Raw genomic sequence first — 16823 nt, forward strand, 5'->3', positions numbered from 1 at the left:
GGGGCGCTCACAGCTCACGCACCTTGTACCGGCGGACGATGTGGATGAAGAACGGGGCGCCGATCAGCGCCGTCACGATGCCGACCTCGACGTCCGACGGACTCGCCACCACGCGGCCGACGACGTCGGCGCCGGTGAGCAGCGCGCCGCCGGCCAGGGCGCAGAACGGCAGGAGCCAGCGGTGGTCCACGCCGGCGAGCATCCGGCAGGCGTGCGGGACGACGAGCCCGACGAAGCCGATCGGCCCGGTGACGGCCGTCGCCGCGCCGCACAGCACCACCGAGCCGAGCGCGGCGACGGTGCGGATGACGGCGACGCGCTCGCCGAGCCCGGCCGCGATCTCGTCGCCGAGGGCGAGCGAGTTCAGCGCCCGCGCGGACAGCAGGCACAGGGCGAAGCCGACGGCGAGGAACGGCAGGACGTGCCCGATGCGCTCGTAGGACGCGCCGCCGACCCCGCCGATCTGCCAGAGCCGGAAGCCCCCGGCGATGTCGTTGCGCGGCAGGACGACACCGCTGACCAGGGACGTGAAGGCGGCCGACGTGGCGGCTCCGGCGAGGGCGAGCTTGAGCGGGGTGGCGCCGCCGCGTCCGAGGGACCCGACGGCGTACACGAACACGGCCGACACGGCGGCGCCCGCCATCGCGACCCAGACGTACCCGGTCGGCGACACGAGCCCGAAGAACGCGACGGCGGTGACGACGGCCAGCGATGCGCCCATGTTGATGCCGAGGATGCCCGGGTCGGCCAGGGGGTTGCGGGTCACGCCCTGCATGGCGCAGCCGGAGACGCCGAGGGCGGCGCCGATGACCACCGCGAGCAGGGTGCGCGGTATCCGCTTGGCGACCGCCGCCTGTTCGAGGGTGCCGTCGGCGCCGCCGAGGGCGGCCCAGACGTCGGACCAGGCGACGTCGCGGGAGCCCAGGACGACGGAGGCCACCATGGCCGCGGCGAGCACGGCGGCGGTGGCGAGCAGCCACAGGACCCGGACGCGCGCCGGACGCCGCACGAGGGCGGCGTCCGGCGCGCGTTCGCTGACGGCAGCCGTCACTTGGCCTTGTCCGCGGCCTCGGCCAGTGCCTTGACGTAGTCCTCCAGCACCCACGAGATCGACAGGGGCGTCGGGTTGGCGGCCGTGCCGAGCGGCTCGGTCTCGGGCAGCAGCCAGATCGCGCCGTTCTCGACGGCGGGGATCTTCGACAGCAGCGGATCCTTGCGGATCTTGCCGAGCAGTTCGTCGCTGCCGTAGCCGGTGATGATGTCGACGTCGTCGAACAGGTCGATCTGCTCGGCGCTGCGGGTCAGCACGAACTTGTCCGTGCCCTTGGACGCCTCTGCGACGCTGCCCGGGATCGTCAGCCCGAGGTCCTCGAAGAACAGCGTGCGGGTGTCGTGCGTGGTGTAGAAGCCGATCTGGCTCACGTCGTTGGGGTCGACGTGCGTCATGAACATCGTCGACCTGCCCTTGAGCTGCGGATACTTCGCGACGACGGCCTTGACGTCGTTCTCGATCCGGGCGATGAGCCGGTCGCCCTCGGCGGCGAGGCCGATGGCCTTGCTGTTCATCCGGATGCTCTCGCGCCACGGGGTCGCCCACGCGGCCTTCGGGAACGCCACCACGGGAGCGATCTCGCTGAGGGTGTCGTAGTCCTGCTTCGTCAGGCCCGAGTAGGCGGCCAGGATCACGTCCGGCCTGGTGTCGGCGACGGCCTCGAAGTCGATGCCGTCGTTCTCGTCGAACAGGACGGGCGTCTCGGCGCCGAGCTCCTTCAGGCGCTCCTCGACCCAGGGCAGGACGCCGTCGCCGTTGTCGTCACCGAAGTCCGCCGCCGCCATGCCGACCGGGACGACGCCGAGGGCCAGCGGCACCTCGTGGTTGGCCCAGTTGACCGTGGCCACCCGCTTCGGCTTCTCCGGGATGGTGGTCGTCCCCAGCGCGTGCTTGATCGTGACGGGGAAGGCGGCACCGCCGCCGCCCGCGCCCGCCGCTTCGGTCTCCGACGAGTCGCCGCAGGCCACGATGCCGCCCAGCAGGACCGCCACCACGGCGAGGATGCGAAGGCTGTGTGGACGTTTCAATCCGTACTCCCCAGACACCGCAAGCCGGTTAGGTAAGGCTTGCCTTGGTTGGGCACTGTAGATCGAATGGGCGGATTGTCGCAATCAACCTTTTGGGACATCCGTTATCGAGATCGGGACACGGAAGCCACGGGCGGGGGGCCGGCTCAGCGCGCCCGGAACGCCCCCGGGGTCAGCCCGGTCGTCCGCCGGAAGGCCGCACCGAACGCGCTGGCCGACCGGTAACCGACCTGCTCGGCCACGGCGTCGATCTCCCAGCCGCGGCCCAGCAGCGCCACCGCGTGCTGGGCCCGCACCGCCGCGACCCACCGCGCGAAGCTGGTGCCCGTCTCCGCGTTGAAGGCGCGGGTGATCGTGCGGGCGCTCACACCGAGGTGGGACGCCCAGTCCGCCAGCGTCCGCTGGTCCCCCGGATCGGCGCGTACCGCGTCGGCGATCGGGCGCAGCAGCTCGGAGGCGGGCATGTGCAGGAGCAGTTCGCGCGAGGACGGGGCGAGCACGTCGAGCACCATCGCCTCGGTCACCGTCCGCGAGTCCGGCGGCAGCTCCGGCTCGGCGAGCCGCTCCAGCAGCAGCCGGAGCAGCGGGGTGATCTCGACGCCGACGGGGTCAGGGGATATCGGGGAGACGGCGCCGAAGCCGAAGAAGCCGGCGCGGCACCAGGTGCCGGCGGAGGCCGAGCCGGAATGCAGCGTCCCCGCGGGCATCCACAGGCCGGTGGTCGGGGTGACCGTCCAGACGCGCCTGCCCACAACAGCCGTGGACGCGCCCCGCTCGTTCCACAGCAGTTCGTGGAAGGGGTGGGAATGCTCGTTCCAGTCGATGTCGCGGGCGAAGACCTCGCTCCAGCCCATGATCGCGAACGGCATCTCGACCGGCCCCGCCGCGAGAGCGGGCAGCCTCCGAGTCTCCCTGGTCATGCGCGTTCCCACCCTGACACCGCCGCCGCGGACCTCCCGCTCCGGGTCACCTTACATTCGGGCGGCGTCTCGCCTTGAGGGGGCGGAGCACTCAACCGGCTGCGAAAACCGGGTCCCCACTTCGTGGTCGCGCCACTATGTGCGCATCACCGCATAACACACACTCTGGTGCACCATTACTTCGCGGGAGGAACCCTTGCCGCCGTACTTGTCCTCCGTCACCGAATGCTCCGCCGTGACCGAGCGCCGACCGACGCGATGAGCCGGGGCCAGATCCGATGAAGTTCCCGCTCCCAATAGGGCCAGCTGTGCGTGCCGTTCCGGTACAGGTGGGCCGTCGCCGGGATTCCCAGGGCGCGCAGCCTCCGCAGGAACGGCCGGACGGTGGACCGGACGACGGGCTCGGCGAGGTTCGCCGCGCTCCAGGGCCCCGGCGGGTCGAGCGCGCCGGGACGTCCGGTCAGCCCGCACGACACGAACACGCCCGTACCGCGCAGGCCGGCCGCCAGGTACAGCGGGTCGGCGGCCCGCCAGTGCCGGTCGCCGACCACGGGCACGCCCCACATCCGGAACGGGTTGACGCGTCCGGCGATGCCGGTGGCCGCCAGCAGGGTGGTCGCGGCCAGCGGCGAACGGATCGTGCACGGCCCGCTCAGCGAGGCCGCGAAACGGAACATGCCGGGATGGGCCGCCGCGCTCAGCAGCGCCCCGTACCCGCCGCCGGAGACCCCGGCGACCGCGCGCACCGCCGAGGCGCGGTAGCGCTCCCGCATGAGCGCGTGGAGGTCGTGGACGTGGAAGGTCTGCCACCGCGGGCCGCTGCGCCAGTCGGCGTACCCGCCGAAACGGCCGCCGTCCGGCATGGCGACGAGGACGCCGTCGTCCCGGCTGAGGTGCTCGACGTCGGTGTGGCGCGTCCACGACGCGGAGTCGTCGAGACCGCCGTGATGGAGCGTCAGCAGCGGCCATGTCCCGCCGCCGTGCTCGGACCAGCCGTGCGGAAGAAGCACCTGGATCGACCATTCCTCCGGGCCGAGGGAATCGGCCTGCACCACCAGTCTTCTGAGCCGGTCGCCCGGCTTCTCCTCGTCGAGGACTTTGATCGCCATGAATGGAACCTATGACCACCGCGAACGGCCGCGACACTGAGCGGACGGAGATTCGCGTTCGCTGATCACTTACTTTTCTACGCTCTTTTGGACTCGACTTCAGTCGTGCCGCGGAAACGCCAAAGGGAGGTCGCGAAATGGTCGTCTGCCTGGTCGCCTTCATCGCGCTGTGCATGACGGCCAACGCGCTGCGCCTGAGGGCCCGCCTGCGCGGCCTCCACCCGCTGCCGCCCGCGTCCGGGGGCGCCCCGGCGGGCGAGGGCGAGTACGTCCTGCTCACCGCGGACGGGGTCGAGATCCCGCCCGGCGTCCTGCTCGCCGCCGAGCGCCACGCCCGCGGCAACGGCCTCGGCATGCTCGACCTGATGCCCCGGGACCTGCACGTCGACGCGGCCCTCGATCTGGCCCGCCACCTGGACTTCGACGCCTACCGCGAGGACATCTACGGCATGGGCCGGGGAGCCTGCCACGCGGTGCTCGCCTCGCGCACCGCCGCCGCCCGCGCCGGCATCACCGCCGTCACCGGCCTCGGCCCCGACGAACTCGGCGCGGCCACCGCGCGGCTGCGGCTCCACACCGGCACGGCCGACATCGTGGTCGCCCCCTTCGGCGCCCGCGACCAGGCTGCCTTCCGGCGCTCGCGGATGCGCTCACTGGCGCTGGTGATCCCGCAGACCCTCGCCATGCCGCAGACCCTGTTCGCCGCGGCCGGCGGGTACCTCCTCGTGGCCGGGGCCGTCGCGCTCGCGCCGGCGGCGGGCCTCGCGCTCGCGCTGCTGTACTGCGCGCTTCCCGCTCTGGCCTTCTACTACAAGGACGTCTACGACGGCCTCGGCGACGTCCTGGCCGAGCGGATCCTGTCGTCCAACACGTCCTGGTACCTGGCCCGCGCCGCCATGGCGGCCCGCGCGACCTCGCCGGAGACCTGGCTCGACATCGGCACGGGCAAGGGGCACTTCTGCCGTGTCGCGCGCGGCGTCCTGCCCGGCACGCGCTTCGACGGCCTCGACATCGGCGCGGCGGTCGAGGAGGGCGCGCAGCGCGGCTGGATCGACCGCGCCTACCGCGGCGAGTTCACGGCTCTGGCCGCCGACCTCGCCGGACGGTACGACGTGATCAGCATGCACCACTACCTGGAGCACACCGCCGACCCGCTCGGCGAACTCGACACCGTGGTCAAGGTGCTGCCGTCCGGGGGCCACCTCCTGATCGAACTGCCCGACCCCGAGTCCTGGTTCGGCCGGGTCCTGCGCGGCTTCTGGGTGCCCTGGCTCGCGCCGCAGCACCTGCACATGATCCCCATCGGCAACCTCCGCGAGGCGCTGGAGCAGCGCGGCCTGGAGATCCTCGCCGAAGAGCGCAGGGAGGCCGACCAGGGACCGGACTTCGTGGCGTCCGTCGCGGCCGTCGTCAACCGGCTCGGCCTCGACGTCGACCGGCCCTGGTGGCCGCGTCCTCCCGGACGCCGGGAGTACATCGGCACGATCGCGACGATCATCCTGGCCGGGCCCCTCATGGGAACGGCCGTGCTGCTGGACCTGCTGACCACCCCCATCGCCCGGCGGAGCAGCAACGCCTACCGGGTCCTGGCCAGAAAGAACCTGGGATGAGACATTTCCTGCCGACCCTCGCGCTGCTGTTCGCGCTCGTCTCCGTACCCGCGCCCGCCTCCGCGTCGGAGGTCACCGAGACGTGGCTCGACGAGCACACCCTCGACCTGACCTGGACGTCGCCGAACGTCGCCGAGGAGGTGAGCGCCCGCCTGCTGCTGCCCGAGGGCTGGAGCCGCGACGCGAAGCGGACCTGGCCGGTCGTCTACGCGTTCCAGGGCGGACGCGACGACTACACCTCCTTCACCCGCGAGACCCCCATCGAGGAGATCGCCGCGCGCTGGGACGTCATGGTCGTCATGCCCTCCGGCGGGGACTACGGCAGCTACACCGACTGGTGGAACGACGGGAAGGGCGGCGTCCCACGCTGGGAGACCTTCCACACCGATGAGCTGATGAAGCTGATGTCCCGGTACCGCGCGGGAACCCGAAGGGCGGTGATGGGCGCCTCCTCGGGCGGGCAGGGCGCGATCTCCTACGCCGCGAGGCACCCCGGGATGTTCCGGTACGCGGCGTCCTTCAGCGGCTCCACCCACCTGACCAAGGACGGGATGCAGGCGTTCCTGTTCATGGTGAACCTGATCGGCACGGGCATGGACGCCTTCCGCATCTTCGGCGTGCCCGGCCGCGACGACGCGAACTGGCGGGCCCACGACCCGTACGTCCTGGCCGAGAAGCTGCGCGGCGTCGGCCTGTACGTCTCCAGCGGGACCACCGGCCTGAACGGCCCGTACACCCCCGAGGGCGCGCAGTGGCGGCTCACGCAGCTCAGCGAGATCCTCATCGGGCAGATGAACCACTCGTTCGTGAACCGGCTGAACGAGCTGAACATCCCGGTCACGTCGCACATCTACGGCAACGGCTGGCACGCCTGGCCCGAATGGATCCCCGAGATGAAGGCGGCCTGGCCCCTGATGATGCGCGCGATCGACGCGGAACGCGCCGCCGCCTGACCGGCGGGACCTACCGCGTGCGGCCGGGGTTCTCCGGCCGCACGAAGGTCCTTTCGAACATCACCCGGAGGTGCTCGGTGGCGGCGGCGGTCGTCCAGTCGCGGGCCCGCAGCCGTTCGAACAGGTCCGTGGCGACCAGGGACCACAGCATGTCGGCGGCCGTGTCGACGGTCCACGGGTCGGCCAGCCGTGCCTCGCCGGCCAGGCGCTCCGCCAGCATCCGGCAGTTCGCCATCTGCCGGGCGTCGATGGTCTCCCGGTAGCGGGCGGCGTCGGCGTCGGCGTGGCGGACGCGGTCGATCGCGCGGTCGACCGCCATCAGCCGCGGATGGTATCCGGCCAGGTGCCGGGCCCACTCCCGCAGCGCGGTGACGGCGTCGGGGGCGTCCCGCACGGAGCCGAGCGACTCGGACAGGCCCTCCCTCTCGGCCATGTAGCCGAACAGGGCGGTCACCAGCTCGGTACGGGTCCGGAAGTGCAGGTAGACGGCCTGGCGTGAGATCCCGGCCCGGGAGGCGACCGCGGCCATGGTCAGCGCCTCGAACCCGTCGCTCTCCAGGATGTCCCGGGTGGCGGCCAGCACCGCCTCCCGCGTCCGGCGGCTCCGCGCGTTCTGTGGATCCTCGATCGACCTCGCCATGCGGCCCCTCGCGGAGACTTGTCGGACCGTCCACTTTATCGGCGGGACGGCGACGGGTTTCCGGGCGGCCCAGGCCGGGCCGCCGGGCTGCTCCCCGGAGATCCCGGACCTTCCCAAGTCCGATCGCCGTCGCTAGCATGCAGATAGCTATTCTGGCTTACAGAATGCTGGCTCCACCGAATACCGGCCTCCAGGGAAGACGAGTGATGGCAGCCGATCAGATCGCCGGGATGCGCGCTCAGGTGGCGACCGCCTGCCGGATCCTGGCCCGTCAGGGGCTGGTCAGCGGGATCCTCGGGCATGTCAGCGTCAGGGTCGACGCGGACCGCTTCCTGGTGCGCTGCCGCGGACCGCAGGAGCAGGGGCTGCTGTTCACCACGCCGCGGGACGTCCGGCTGCTCAGGTTCGACGGCGAAGCCGAGCCCGGCGAGGGCGTCCCGGACAAGTACGCGCCGCCCAACGAGCTCCCGCTGCACGCCGAGACGCTGCGGGCGCGGCCCGATGCCGGCGCCGTGGTGCACGCGCATCCGCCGGCGGTCGTCGCGGCCGACCTGGCGGGTGTCGGACTCCGGCCGGTCGTCGGGGCGTTCAACATCCCGGCGGCGCGGATGGCCGCGGACGGCGTCCCCGTCTATCCCCGGTCGGTGCTGATCCGCCGGAGGGACCTCGCCGCGGAGATGCTGGCGGCGATGGGGTCCCGTCCCGTCTGCGTGCTGCGCGGCCACGGGCTCACGGCGATCGGGGAGAACGTCCCGCAGGCGGTCGCCCGCGCCCTCGGCGTGGACGAGCTCGCCCGGCTGTCGCTGGAGGTCGCGCGGTCCGGCGGGCGGCCCGGCCCGATCCCTCCGGAGGACCTCGCCGAACTGCCGGACCTCGGCTCGGCGTTCAACGACGCGCTGCTGTGGGAGCACCACGTGGCCCTGCTCCGCCACGAGGGGCTCGACCACGCGTGAGAAGCCCTGACCCCGGATGACACGACGGAAGGCAGGTGGCGGCCATGGTCGACGTCCCGGCGCTGGCGGCCGAGGTGCGCGACGGCATGATCCCCGCGTACGTGTACAACGACGCCGGCGTCTTCGCGCTGGAGCGGGACCGGATCTTCACCCGGTCGTGGGTCTTCCTGGCGCACGAGTCCGAGATCCCCGACCCCGGCGACTACGTGGTCCGCCGGATCGTCGACGACTCGTTCATCGTCGCGCGGGACGAGGCGGGCACGGTGCGCGTGCTGTTCAACATGTGCCTGCACCGCGGGATGCAGGTGTGCCGCGCGGAGGTCGGAAACACCTCCCACTTCCGGTGCCCGTACCACGGCTGGTCCTACAGGAACGACGGGAGCCTGATCGGCCTGCCGTTCCACGAGCACGCCTACGGCGGGGAGAGGGGCTTCCCGAAGAAGGGGAAGACCCTGCTGCCCGCCCCCTCGGTGGACACCTACCGCGGGCTGGTGTTCGCCAGCCTGGACCCCGCCGCGCCGCCGCTGCGCGAGCACCTGGGCGAGTTCGCCTTCTACCTGGACCTCTACGCCGACCAGAGCCCGGCGGGGATCGAGCTGCGCGGGCCGCAGCGGTGGCGGGTGAAGGCCAACTGGAAGATCGGCGCGGAGAACTTCGCGGGCGACAGCTACCACACCCCGCACACCCACTCCAGCGTCGTCGAGGTCGGCCTGTTCGGCGAGCCGAAGGCGAACAAGCGCAAGGAGGGCGCGCTGTACTTCGCCGGGGCGGGCGGCGGCACCACCTACAAGCTGGCCCCGGGCCTCGGCTTCGAGGGCGGGATGCGGTACGTCGGCTACCCGGACGAGATGATCGCGGCGGCGGCGTCCCGCTGGACCGGCCGGCACCGGGAGCTGATCGGGACCGACGGGTTCATGTTCTCCGCGGCCTCGGTCTTCCCCAACCTGAGCTTCGTGCACAACTGGCCGCGGGTGAACGAGGACGGCCTGGTCCGCCCGTTCATCTCGCTGCGCCAGTGGCAGCCGGTCAGCGAGTCCGAGACCGAGGTGCTGTCGTGGTTCGCGGTGGACGCGAACGCCCCCGCGCACTTCAAGGAGGAGTCCTACAAGGCGTACCTGATGTGCTTCGGCTCGTCGGGCATGTTCGAGCAGGACGACGTGGAGAACTGGGTGTCGATCACTTCCACCGCCGCGGGCGCCATGGCCCGCCGGCTGCGGCTGAACAGCAGGATGGGCCTGGCCCTGGACGGGGAGGTCGTCTCGCGGAGACCGGCGTCCTTCTCCGGACCGGGAACGGCCTATGTCGGCTTCGGCGAGCACAACCAGCGGCAATGGCTGTCGATCTGGGCCGATCACCTCGAACGCGAACCGGCCGCGGCCGGAGGGGGCGAGATGCGATGACCGGCGTGCCGCTCCCCCACAACGACCCGCTCCCCTACACAGACCCGCTCCCGTACACCGACCCGCTCCCGTACACCGACGAGGCGCATCAGCACGCGGCGCAGTGGCTCACGGAGGAGGCGTCCCTGCTCGACCGGCGGCGGTACGCGCAGTGGCTGGAGCGGATGACCGACGACGTCCGCTACATCATGCCGGTGCGCGTGACGACGGCCCGGAGCGCCGGGTTCGACACCCTCGCCGGAATGAGCCATTTCGACGAGGACCTGTTCTCGCTCCGCAAGCGCGTCGCCCGGTTCGAGACCGAGCACGCCTGGACCGAGGACCCGCCGTCGCGGCTGCGGCACTTCGTGACCAACGTGCGGACCTTCGCCGGCGACGCGTCCGGCGAGCTGCGCGTGGAGTCCTACGTGCTGGTGTTCCGCAGCCGCGGCGACGTGCGCGAGGGCCGGTTCCTGCCGGCCGGCCGGACCGACACGCTGCGCCGGGAGGACGGCGGGCTGAAGCTCGCCCACCGGGTCATCGAGGTCGACGAGTCGGTCCTGCGCATGCAGAACCTCGGGATATTCCTGTGACGGGGGCGGGCACGGACGGCGAGGACCCGGCGTTCGTGATCGGCAACGAGTTCGCCGAGGTCCACGTCGCCCTGGTGCGCACCGGGAACGGCAGCCGGCTGCGGATCAGGGACGCCAGGTCCGGGCGGGAGATCCTGCTGTGCCCGGTGGAGCTGGAGTGCCTGACCTGGCAGACCCCGGAGCTGTTCAGCCGGCTGCTCTCCACGCCGTACGGGCCGGAGGAGGACTGAGGGGCCGGACGCTGGACACGGACCTGCGCGGCCTGTCCGCGCTCAACCTCGGATTCCTCACGCGGAGGCTCGGCCGGAAGCGGCGGGGCCCAGTGTCCGGATGACGGTGTCGTAGTCCCAGCGGCCCTGGACGGGCATCGGGAACACCACGGGGAGGTCGACACCGGCGTCCCGGTACTCCTGGACGCGCGCCGCGCAGTCGGCGGCGGTGCCGTGGGCGACGAACGCGTCCGCCACCGGCTGCGGGACGTGTGCGGCGGCGCCGGCGCGGTCCCCGGTCATCGCCCGTTCCCGGGCCGCGGCCAGGCCCTCCTCGTGCTCCGCGCCGAACAGGCGTCCGACGGCGGGATGCAGGACGTAACGCGGCACGACCTGGCGGGCGGCCTCGGCGCCCGTCCCCGGGTCATCGGACGGGCAGTAGTGGACCACGCAGGTGATCTCGATCGCCGCGGGGTCGCGGCCGGCGTCCCTCGCCGCGGCGCGCACCGTCGTCACCGCCTCGGCGGCCTGCCCGGGGGACATCAGGTTGAGGATGACGCCGTCGGCGATCCGCCCGGCCAGGGCCTGCATCCGCGGGCCCAGCGCGCCGAGGTGGACGGGCAGGTCGGGGCGCAGCGGCGGCCTGTCCAGGGGCACCTGGCCGACCTGGAAGATCGTGCCGGTGAACCCCGCGGGGTCGCCCGCCAGGACGGCCCGGACCACCGACACGTACTCCTCGATCATCGTGAGGGGCGGGTGGGGCGGCAGGCCGGCCCGCCCGTTCATCACCGCGTTGGCGGTGCCGAGGCCGAGCCGGAACCGCCCGCCGGACGCCTCGTCGAGGTCAACGGCCGTCTTCGCGGTGAGCACCGGCGGCCGCAGCGCGGCGTTGGTGATCGCCGTGCCGACACCGGCCCGGGACGTCGCCGCGACGACGGGGTGGCACAGGCCCAGGGCGTCGCCGTGCCCCTCGGCGATGAAGACGCCGCCGAAGCCCGCCCGCTCGGCGTCGGCGGCGACCGCCGCGATCCGCTCGGGAGGCAGGCCGCTGTGCGAGGCGATGGAGAGTCCGATCCGGGTCATCGCGCGGGCTCCTCAAGGGTCTTTCGTCCTGCCGCGTCCGCGTGCCTGCGGCGCAGTTCGCGTTTGAGGACCTTGCCGGTCGTCGTCCGGGGAAGATCGTCGGTGAACCGCACCGTCTTGGGGCACTTGAAGCCCGCCAGCCGGTCCCGGCACCAAGCGACGATCTCGTCCGGGCCGACCGCCGCCCCGGGCTCGGGGACGATCAGCGCGTGCACGGCCTCGCCCCAGCGCGGGTGCGGGACGCCGATGACGGCGGCCTCGCGGACGCCCGGATGGCCCGACAGAGCGGCCTCGACCTCGGCCGGGTAGACGTTCTCCCCGCCGCTGATGATCATGTCTTTGGCGCGATCCAGCACGTAGAGATAGCGATCCGGGGTCAGCCTGACGACGTCGCCGGTGCGGTAGTACCCGTCGGCGGTGAAGGCCTCCCGTGTCGCCTCGGGGTCGCGCCAGTAGCCGCGCAGGAGCGTCTCGCCCCGGATCAGCAGCTCCCCGGGAGTCCCGGCGGGCACCTCCGCGCCCGCCGCGTCGACGACGCGCACCTCCCAGCCGTAGACGATCCGGCCGGCGCTGCCCAGATGCGGGTGGTCGGGCCGGTGGTCCTCCGGCGCGAGCAGGCTGACCATGCTCTGGCACTCGCTGTTGCCGTAGATCTGCCGGAACCGGCAGCCGAGCACCTCCAGCGCCGCCTCCAGCGAGGACGGGGTGATCGGCGCCGACCCGTAGGCGATCTCGCGGATCGAGCCGAGCTCGGGGGCGGTCTCCCGGCGCCGGACCTCCGCCACGAGCATGTCGATGAGCGACGGCCCGGCGGTGAAGAACTCGATCCGGTCGCGTTCGATCGCGTCGACCACGGCGGGCGGCTCGAAGACCGTGTGGACGTACAGGGTGCCCGCGGTCAGGAACGTCTGCAAAGCCTGCCCGAAGCCGGCCAGATGGAACAGCGGCATGATCTGCAGATGCCGGGACCCGGCGACCTGGTCGCCGATTTCCAGCGCGAACGCCGACAGCGCCTGCACCAGCGCGTTGTGGCGCAGCGGGATGCCCTTGGGGCGGCCGGTGGTCCCGCTGGTGTGCAGGAGGGCCATCACCTCCTCGCCGGTGAGCGGCGGCCTCGGCGGAGGAGGAGCCGACAGCGCGCCCCCGCCGGTCCAGCCGTCCGGCACGTCCCCGCCACCGATGACCACCGTGGCGCCCGGCACTCCCCCGGCCTTCTCGACGGACGGGACGAACTCGGCGTCGGCCGCCACCGCCACCGGCTCCAGCAGCTCGAACAGCCCGGTGAGCTCGGACGGCGACATGCGCCAGTTGATGAACGCCGGGACGGCCCCCACCCGCATCAGCGCCAGCGCGTGGACGAGGAAGTCGGCGCTGTTCTTGGCCATCACGGCGACGACGTCGCCCGCGCCGACGCCCAGCTCGGACCAGCCGCCCGCCCGCAGCTCCAGCGCGTCCCACAGCTCCCGGTAGGTGTACCGGGAGCCCCGGTCGTCGATGAGGGCGGGCGCGTCGGGCCTGACGGTCGCCCGCCAGTCGATCACATGGATCCAGCTCTGCACCGGTGCTCCCCTCTCCCGTCCGGCCAATGTTGGCAGAGAAGATTTCTGTAGAACAGACCCTCAACCGGAATTACCAGCACCCGGCGCGCCCATCCGGCCGCCCGGCAAGCCGGACTCCTACGGTGCGGGAGTGTCGACGGGGTGATCGTCCAGTTGGCGCACCTCCCGGTAGACGTGGCCGCGCAGGTGGGCGAACTCGGGGAGCTCCTTCGTGGTGAGCTGGTCGCGGGGGCGCGGCAGGTCGATCTCGATGAGCCCCCGCACGCGGGTGGGACGCGGCGTCAGCGCGATCACGCGGTCGGCCAGGTAGACCGCCTCGTCGATGTCGTGGGTCACGAAGACGACGGTCACGCCGTAGTCGTGGCGGAGCCTGAGGGTCAGGTCCTCCAGGTCCGCGCGGGTCTGCGCGTCCAGGGAGGCGAAGGGCTCGTCCATGAGCAGGATCTGGGGTTCGTACGCGAGGGCGCGGGCGATCGCCACCCGCTGCTGCATGCCGCCCGAGAGCTGCCACGGGTACCGCTTGCTGGCGTCGGCGAGGCCGACCGCCTTCAGCGAGTCGTCGATCAGGCTCCGGTGCTTCTTCTTGTCCAGCTTCTTGCGGCGCAGGGGGAAGGCGACGTTCTGCTCCACGGACATCCAGGGGAAGAGCGACCTGCTGTAGTCCTGGAAGACGATCGCCATGTCCTCCGGGGTGCGGTCGACCTGCCGGCCGTCCACGCGCACGCGGCCGCGCGTGGCGGGCATCAGCCCGGAGAGGCAGCGCAGCAGCGTGGTCTTGCCGCAGCCGGAGGGGCCGACCACGCACAGGAACTCGCTGCGCGCGACGGTGAAGCTGATCTCGTCGATCGCGTGCACCGCCTGGCCGCCGCCGCCGTACACCTTGCCGATGCCGTCGACTTCGAGCATCGGCGCTTCACCGGACGTGGGGACGCTGGTCATCAGGACGCTCCTTCGCCGTGTACCCCGCCGAGGCCGTCGGCCTGGAGCACCGGTACTCGATCGGTCATCAGAACGCTCGCCCTCAGAAGGCGCGCCATCAGGACGCTCCCTTTCGTGCTCCGCGGTGCCAGCGCAGCGCGCGGCGCTCGATGGCGCCGAAGGCGAGGTTGAGCAGGTAGCCGAGGATCCCGAGCAGGACCATCCCCGACCACATTTCAGGGATCGCGAACGTGCGCTGGGCCTCAAGAATGAAGTAGCCGATACCGCGGGTGCTGGCCACCATCTCGCTGATCACCATGAGGATCAGCGAGAGCGACAGCGCGACGCGCGTCCCGGCGAAGATCTGCGGTGCGGCGGCCGGGAGGACGACGCGCAGCAGCCGGTCATGCCAGGGGACGCGGTAGGCCCGCGCGCTGTCGAGCAGCCCGGGGTCCACGCCGCGCACGCCGTCGACCGTGTGCATCAGGATGGGGAACAGGCCGACCATCAGGATGATGAACACCTTCATGCCCGTGCCGACTCCCAGCACGACGATGCCGAACGGGATCAGCGCCGGCGGCGGGATCGCGCGGAGGAACTCGATGACCGGCGCCAGCGCCGTCCGCAGCGGCCGGACGAGCCCGACGAGGACGCCGAGCGGCACGCCGACGACGATCGCCAGCGCGAATCCGGCGAACATGTTGACCAGGCTGGGGACGACGTCCGAGCCGACCCGCTCGAAGAGCCACGTGTCCTGGAAGACCGAGAGGATCCGCGTCAGCGGCGGGTAGAAGATGTTGGTGCTGCCGGCCGACCACAGCCCCCAGCCGAGCAGGACGAGGAGGGGCGCCGCGATCTGGATGACGAGGAGCACCGCGCGCCGGTTCACTGGACCGCCTCCCGGGCCCGCTGCGACGGATGCCACCGCAGCAGGCGTCTCTCGATCGCGACGAACACCAGGTTGAGCAGGACGCCGAGCAGCCCGGTCGCGATGATGAGCGCGTACATGAGCTCGTACTGCCCGCCGGCCTGCGCCACGGCGATCGACTGGCCGAGGCCGGGCGCCCCGATCACCAGCTCGGCGGTGACGCAGAGGATCAGCGCGGTGGTCGACGCCACGCGCAGCCCGGTGGCGATGTAGGGCACCGCGCTGGGCAGCACGACCGACAGCAGCCGGTCGCGCGGGCGCGCCCGGAACGAGCGCGCGGTGTCGAGTGCGACCGGCTCGATGTCGCGCATGCCGTAGATGGTGGCGATGAGGACGGGCCAGCTCGCGGCGAACGCGGCGAGGAAGACCTTGCCCTGGAGGCCGGTGCCGAGGACGAGGACGACCAGCGGGATCAGCGCGACCGAGGGGATCGGGCGCAGGAACTCGATGACCGCGGTGGTGGCGGCGTGCAGGACGGTGCTCGACCCGATCGCCATGCCGAGCAGGACCGCGATCACCACGGCGAGCCCGAAGCTGATCGCCCAGCCCCGCAGGGTGTGGCCGACGGCGGTCCACAGCTCGGAGCCGCCCGCCATCCCGGCGAGTTCGCGCAGGTCGCTGGAGACGCGCGGGAACGTCTCCGCCGGCAGCAGCCCGAAGATCGTGGAGAGCTCCAGCACGGCGAGCACCGCCGCGAGCCCCGCCACGCCGAGAAGTCCGTCGGTGAACTTGGGCGACCGTGGGACTCGCCATCGGGTGCCGGGGATAATCGACGTCGACATGGTCGAAGTCCGGGTCAACGGAGGCTCCTTCCGGGTGCGGCCACTGTCGCGCCCGCGTCGGCGGGACGACCGGCCCTGGCCGCGGCTGGTGGACATCAAGGCACGTCGAGACACCGCGAACCGCCCGGATGACACGGCGGCCGCCGCAGGATTGCAATCCAGCCTTATACTGAAGGTATTCAGCATGATGATTATCTGTCAAGACATGGCGACTGCCGTGCCGGCCGCTCGCCGACCTGCCGCAACACGACCGACGTACGTGGGGAGCAACCGATGAGCCGTCCCGAGCAGACCGGCCGCGCCGAATGGCGGCTGTCGCGCGCCGAAGCCATCGCGCGCGAGATCGAGCGCAAGATCCTGGAGTCCTCGCTGCCCGACGGCAGCCGGCTGGGGACCAAGGAGGACCTGCGCCAGGAGTACGGCGTCGCCGTCGGGACCGTCAACGAGGCGGTCCGGCTCCTCGAGACGCGCGGCGTGGTGTCGGCCAAGCCCGGCCCCGGCGGGGGCCTGTTCACGCTCCGCACCCCGGGCCACGTGCGCATCAAGCACCTGACCCTCGGCCTGCGCGAGGACGGCGTGACCAGCGCGAACTGCCTGGCGGTGCGCGACGCCCTGGAGGAGCCCATCCTCATGGACGCCGCGACGCACCGCACCGACGCGGACCTGGCGGAGCTGCGCGAGCTGCTCGACGACATGAACGAGCAGCGCACCGACGCCGGCAAGTTCCTGCGCGCCAACTGGGCCGTGCACCGGCGGCTGGCCGCGATCACCCCCAACGCGGTCCTGCGCGTCATCTACAACACCATGCTCGACATGATCGAGAACGAGATCGAGCACGTCAGCACCGATGAGCTGTTCACGGCCAGCAAGACCTTCCGCGCCCACGTGGCGCTCGTCGACGCGGTCGAGTCCCAGGACCCCGCCCGGGTCCGCCGCGCCGTCCGCCGCCACAGCCCCCAAGCCACCGTCGTCGACTAGCCCCAAAGCCGTGTAGTTAGGCGGATGGGTGGGATTGTCAAGGCCCGCAGACGGCAACGGAGTTCCTGCTAGAACAGCGTCGACCAAGATCGCTGAAGTGCAGGAACTCCGTTGGATACTCAGTCTGTCA

The 16823-nt window shown here is 71.8% G+C and carries 17 protein-coding genes; 7 read left to right on the top strand and 10 right to left on the bottom strand.

Annotation, left to right across the window (positions count from 1 at the left end):
• Positions 1 to 7: 7 nt before the first annotated feature.
• The 4 genes from E1281_RS24070 to E1281_RS24085 all read right to left on the bottom strand — a co-directional run bounded on the left by E1281_RS24070 (position 8) and on the right by E1281_RS24085 (position 4108).
• Positions 8 to 1051 carry an iron ABC transporter permease gene (locus E1281_RS24070; protein WP_131881879.1) on the bottom strand — a complete coding sequence of 348 codons (1044 nt, stop codon included), beginning with the start codon at positions 1049 to 1051 and terminating at the stop codon, positions 8 to 10.
• Positions 1048 to 2079, bottom strand: coding sequence for an iron-siderophore ABC transporter substrate-binding protein (locus tag E1281_RS24075; RefSeq protein ID WP_243717339.1), 1032 nt, complete (start codon positions 2077 to 2079; stop codon positions 1048 to 1050). Before E1281_RS24075 ends, E1281_RS24070 begins: the two co-directional genes overlap by 4 nt.
• Positions 2080 to 2225: 146 nt before the next feature.
• Complete coding sequence (locus tag E1281_RS24080) at positions 2226 to 2999, bottom strand: AraC family transcriptional regulator (RefSeq protein ID WP_131881881.1); 774 nt, start codon at positions 2997 to 2999, stop codon at positions 2226 to 2228.
• A gap of 218 nt (positions 3000 to 3217) precedes the next feature.
• Positions 3218 to 4108, bottom strand: a complete 891-nt coding sequence (locus E1281_RS24085; RefSeq protein WP_131881883.1) for an alpha/beta hydrolase family protein — start codon at positions 4106 to 4108, stop codon at positions 3218 to 3220.
• A gap of 137 nt (positions 4109 to 4245) precedes the next feature.
• Here E1281_RS24085 and E1281_RS24090 point away from each other — a divergent pair, with 137 nt between their 5' ends.
• Entirely contained in the window at positions 4246 to 5718 is a 1473-nt protein-coding gene (locus tag E1281_RS24090; RefSeq protein ID WP_131881885.1) for a class I SAM-dependent methyltransferase, read from the top strand.
• On the top strand, positions 5715 to 6671 hold the full coding sequence (locus E1281_RS24095; RefSeq protein ID WP_131881887.1) for an alpha/beta hydrolase family protein: 957 nt from the start codon (positions 5715 to 5717) through the stop codon (positions 6669 to 6671). The genes E1281_RS24090 and E1281_RS24095 overlap by 4 nt, the downstream gene beginning before the upstream one ends.
• 10 nt (positions 6672 to 6681) lie before the next feature.
• On the opposite strand, the gene E1281_RS24100 is transcribed toward E1281_RS24095, so the two are convergent.
• Positions 6682 to 7311, bottom strand: a complete 630-nt coding sequence (locus E1281_RS24100) for a TetR/AcrR family transcriptional regulator (RefSeq protein WP_131881889.1) — start codon at positions 7309 to 7311, stop codon at positions 6682 to 6684.
• A gap of 206 nt (positions 7312 to 7517) precedes the next feature.
• Here E1281_RS24100 and E1281_RS24105 point away from each other — a divergent pair, with 206 nt between their 5' ends.
• The 4 genes from E1281_RS24105 to E1281_RS24120 are packed head-to-tail and all read left to right on the top strand — an operon-like array spanning position 7518 to position 10466.
• Positions 7518 to 8264, top strand: coding sequence for a class II aldolase/adducin family protein (locus E1281_RS24105; RefSeq protein WP_131881891.1), 747 nt, complete (start codon positions 7518 to 7520; stop codon positions 8262 to 8264).
• 44 nt (positions 8265 to 8308) lie between these two features.
• Positions 8309 to 9664 carry an aromatic ring-hydroxylating dioxygenase subunit alpha gene (locus E1281_RS24110; protein WP_131881893.1) on the top strand — a complete coding sequence of 452 codons (1356 nt, stop codon included), beginning with the start codon at positions 8309 to 8311 and terminating at the stop codon, positions 9662 to 9664.
• A complete protein-coding gene (locus E1281_RS24115) occupies positions 9661 to 10236 on the top strand; it encodes a 3-phenylpropionate/cinnamic acid dioxygenase subunit beta (RefSeq protein ID WP_131881895.1) in 576 nt (191 codons plus the stop codon). The genes E1281_RS24110 and E1281_RS24115 overlap by 4 nt, the downstream gene beginning before the upstream one ends.
• The gene (locus E1281_RS24120) at positions 10233 to 10466 is read left to right on the top strand and encodes a hypothetical protein (protein ID WP_207943455.1); all 234 of its coding nucleotides are present in this window, start codon (positions 10233 to 10235) and stop codon (positions 10464 to 10466) included. Before E1281_RS24115 ends, E1281_RS24120 begins: the two co-directional genes overlap by 4 nt.
• 57 nt (positions 10467 to 10523) lie before the next feature.
• On the opposite strand, the gene E1281_RS24125 is transcribed toward E1281_RS24120, so the two are convergent.
• The 5 genes from E1281_RS24125 to E1281_RS24145 all read right to left on the bottom strand — a co-directional run bounded on the left by E1281_RS24125 (position 10524) and on the right by E1281_RS24145 (position 15733).
• Complete coding sequence (locus tag E1281_RS24125; protein WP_131881897.1) at positions 10524 to 11528, bottom strand: LLM class flavin-dependent oxidoreductase; 1005 nt, start codon at positions 11526 to 11528, stop codon at positions 10524 to 10526.
• Positions 11525 to 13087, bottom strand: coding sequence for an AMP-binding protein (locus E1281_RS24130; protein WP_131881899.1), 1563 nt, complete (start codon positions 13085 to 13087; stop codon positions 11525 to 11527). The genes E1281_RS24125 and E1281_RS24130 overlap by 4 nt, the downstream gene beginning before the upstream one ends.
• 117 nt (positions 13088 to 13204) lie before the next feature.
• Positions 13205 to 14026: an ABC transporter ATP-binding protein gene (locus tag E1281_RS24135; RefSeq protein WP_243717341.1), complete on the bottom strand. Its 822-nt coding sequence runs from the start codon at positions 14024 to 14026 to the stop codon at positions 13205 to 13207.
• A 97-nt stretch (positions 14027 to 14123) separates the two neighbouring features.
• Positions 14124 to 14894 carry an ABC transporter permease gene (locus E1281_RS24140; protein ID WP_131881901.1) on the bottom strand — a complete coding sequence of 257 codons (771 nt, stop codon included), beginning with the start codon at positions 14892 to 14894 and terminating at the stop codon, positions 14124 to 14126.
• A complete protein-coding gene (locus E1281_RS24145; RefSeq protein ID WP_207943456.1) occupies positions 14891 to 15733 on the bottom strand; it encodes an ABC transporter permease in 843 nt (280 codons plus the stop codon). Before E1281_RS24145 ends, E1281_RS24140 begins: the two co-directional genes overlap by 4 nt.
• Before the next feature lie 255 nt (positions 15734 to 15988).
• Here E1281_RS24145 and E1281_RS24150 point away from each other — a divergent pair, with 255 nt between their 5' ends.
• A complete protein-coding gene (locus E1281_RS24150) occupies positions 15989 to 16693 on the top strand; it encodes an FCD domain-containing protein (RefSeq protein WP_131881902.1) in 705 nt (234 codons plus the stop codon).
• Positions 16694 to 16823: the final 130 nt, after the last annotated feature.

Source organism: Actinomadura sp. KC345 (genome assembly GCF_004348515.1).
Taxonomy (GTDB): Bacteria; Actinomycetota; Actinomycetes; order Streptosporangiales; family Streptosporangiaceae; genus Spirillospora.

Coding starts and splice junctions, on each gene's coding strand:
- E1281_RS24100 (WP_131881889.1), bottom strand. CDS start 7,311: ATGGCGAGGTCGATCGAGGATCCACAGAACGCGCGGAGCCGCCGGACG.
- E1281_RS24125 (WP_131881897.1), bottom strand. CDS start 11,528: ATGACCCGGATCGGACTCTCCATCGCCTCGCACAGCGGCCTGCCTCCC.
- E1281_RS24085 (WP_131881883.1), bottom strand. CDS start 4,108: ATGGCGATCAAAGTCCTCGACGAGGAGAAGCCGGGCGACCGGCTCAGA.
- E1281_RS24150 (WP_131881902.1), top strand. CDS start 15,989: ATGAGCCGTCCCGAGCAGACCGGCCGCGCCGAATGGCGGCTGTCGCGC.
- E1281_RS24110 (WP_131881893.1), top strand. CDS start 8,309: ATGGTCGACGTCCCGGCGCTGGCGGCCGAGGTGCGCGACGGCATGATC.
- E1281_RS24090 (WP_131881885.1), top strand. CDS start 4,246: ATGGTCGTCTGCCTGGTCGCCTTCATCGCGCTGTGCATGACGGCCAAC.
- E1281_RS24135 (WP_243717341.1), bottom strand. CDS start 14,026: ATGACCAGCGTCCCCACGTCCGGTGAAGCGCCGATGCTCGAAGTCGAC.
- E1281_RS24080 (WP_131881881.1), bottom strand. CDS start 2,999: ATGACCAGGGAGACTCGGAGGCTGCCCGCTCTCGCGGCGGGGCCGGTC.
- E1281_RS24115 (WP_131881895.1), top strand. CDS start 9,661: ATGACCGGCGTGCCGCTCCCCCACAACGACCCGCTCCCCTACACAGAC.
- E1281_RS24105 (WP_131881891.1), top strand. CDS start 7,518: ATGGCAGCCGATCAGATCGCCGGGATGCGCGCTCAGGTGGCGACCGCC.
- E1281_RS24095 (WP_131881887.1), top strand. CDS start 5,715: ATGAGACATTTCCTGCCGACCCTCGCGCTGCTGTTCGCGCTCGTCTCC.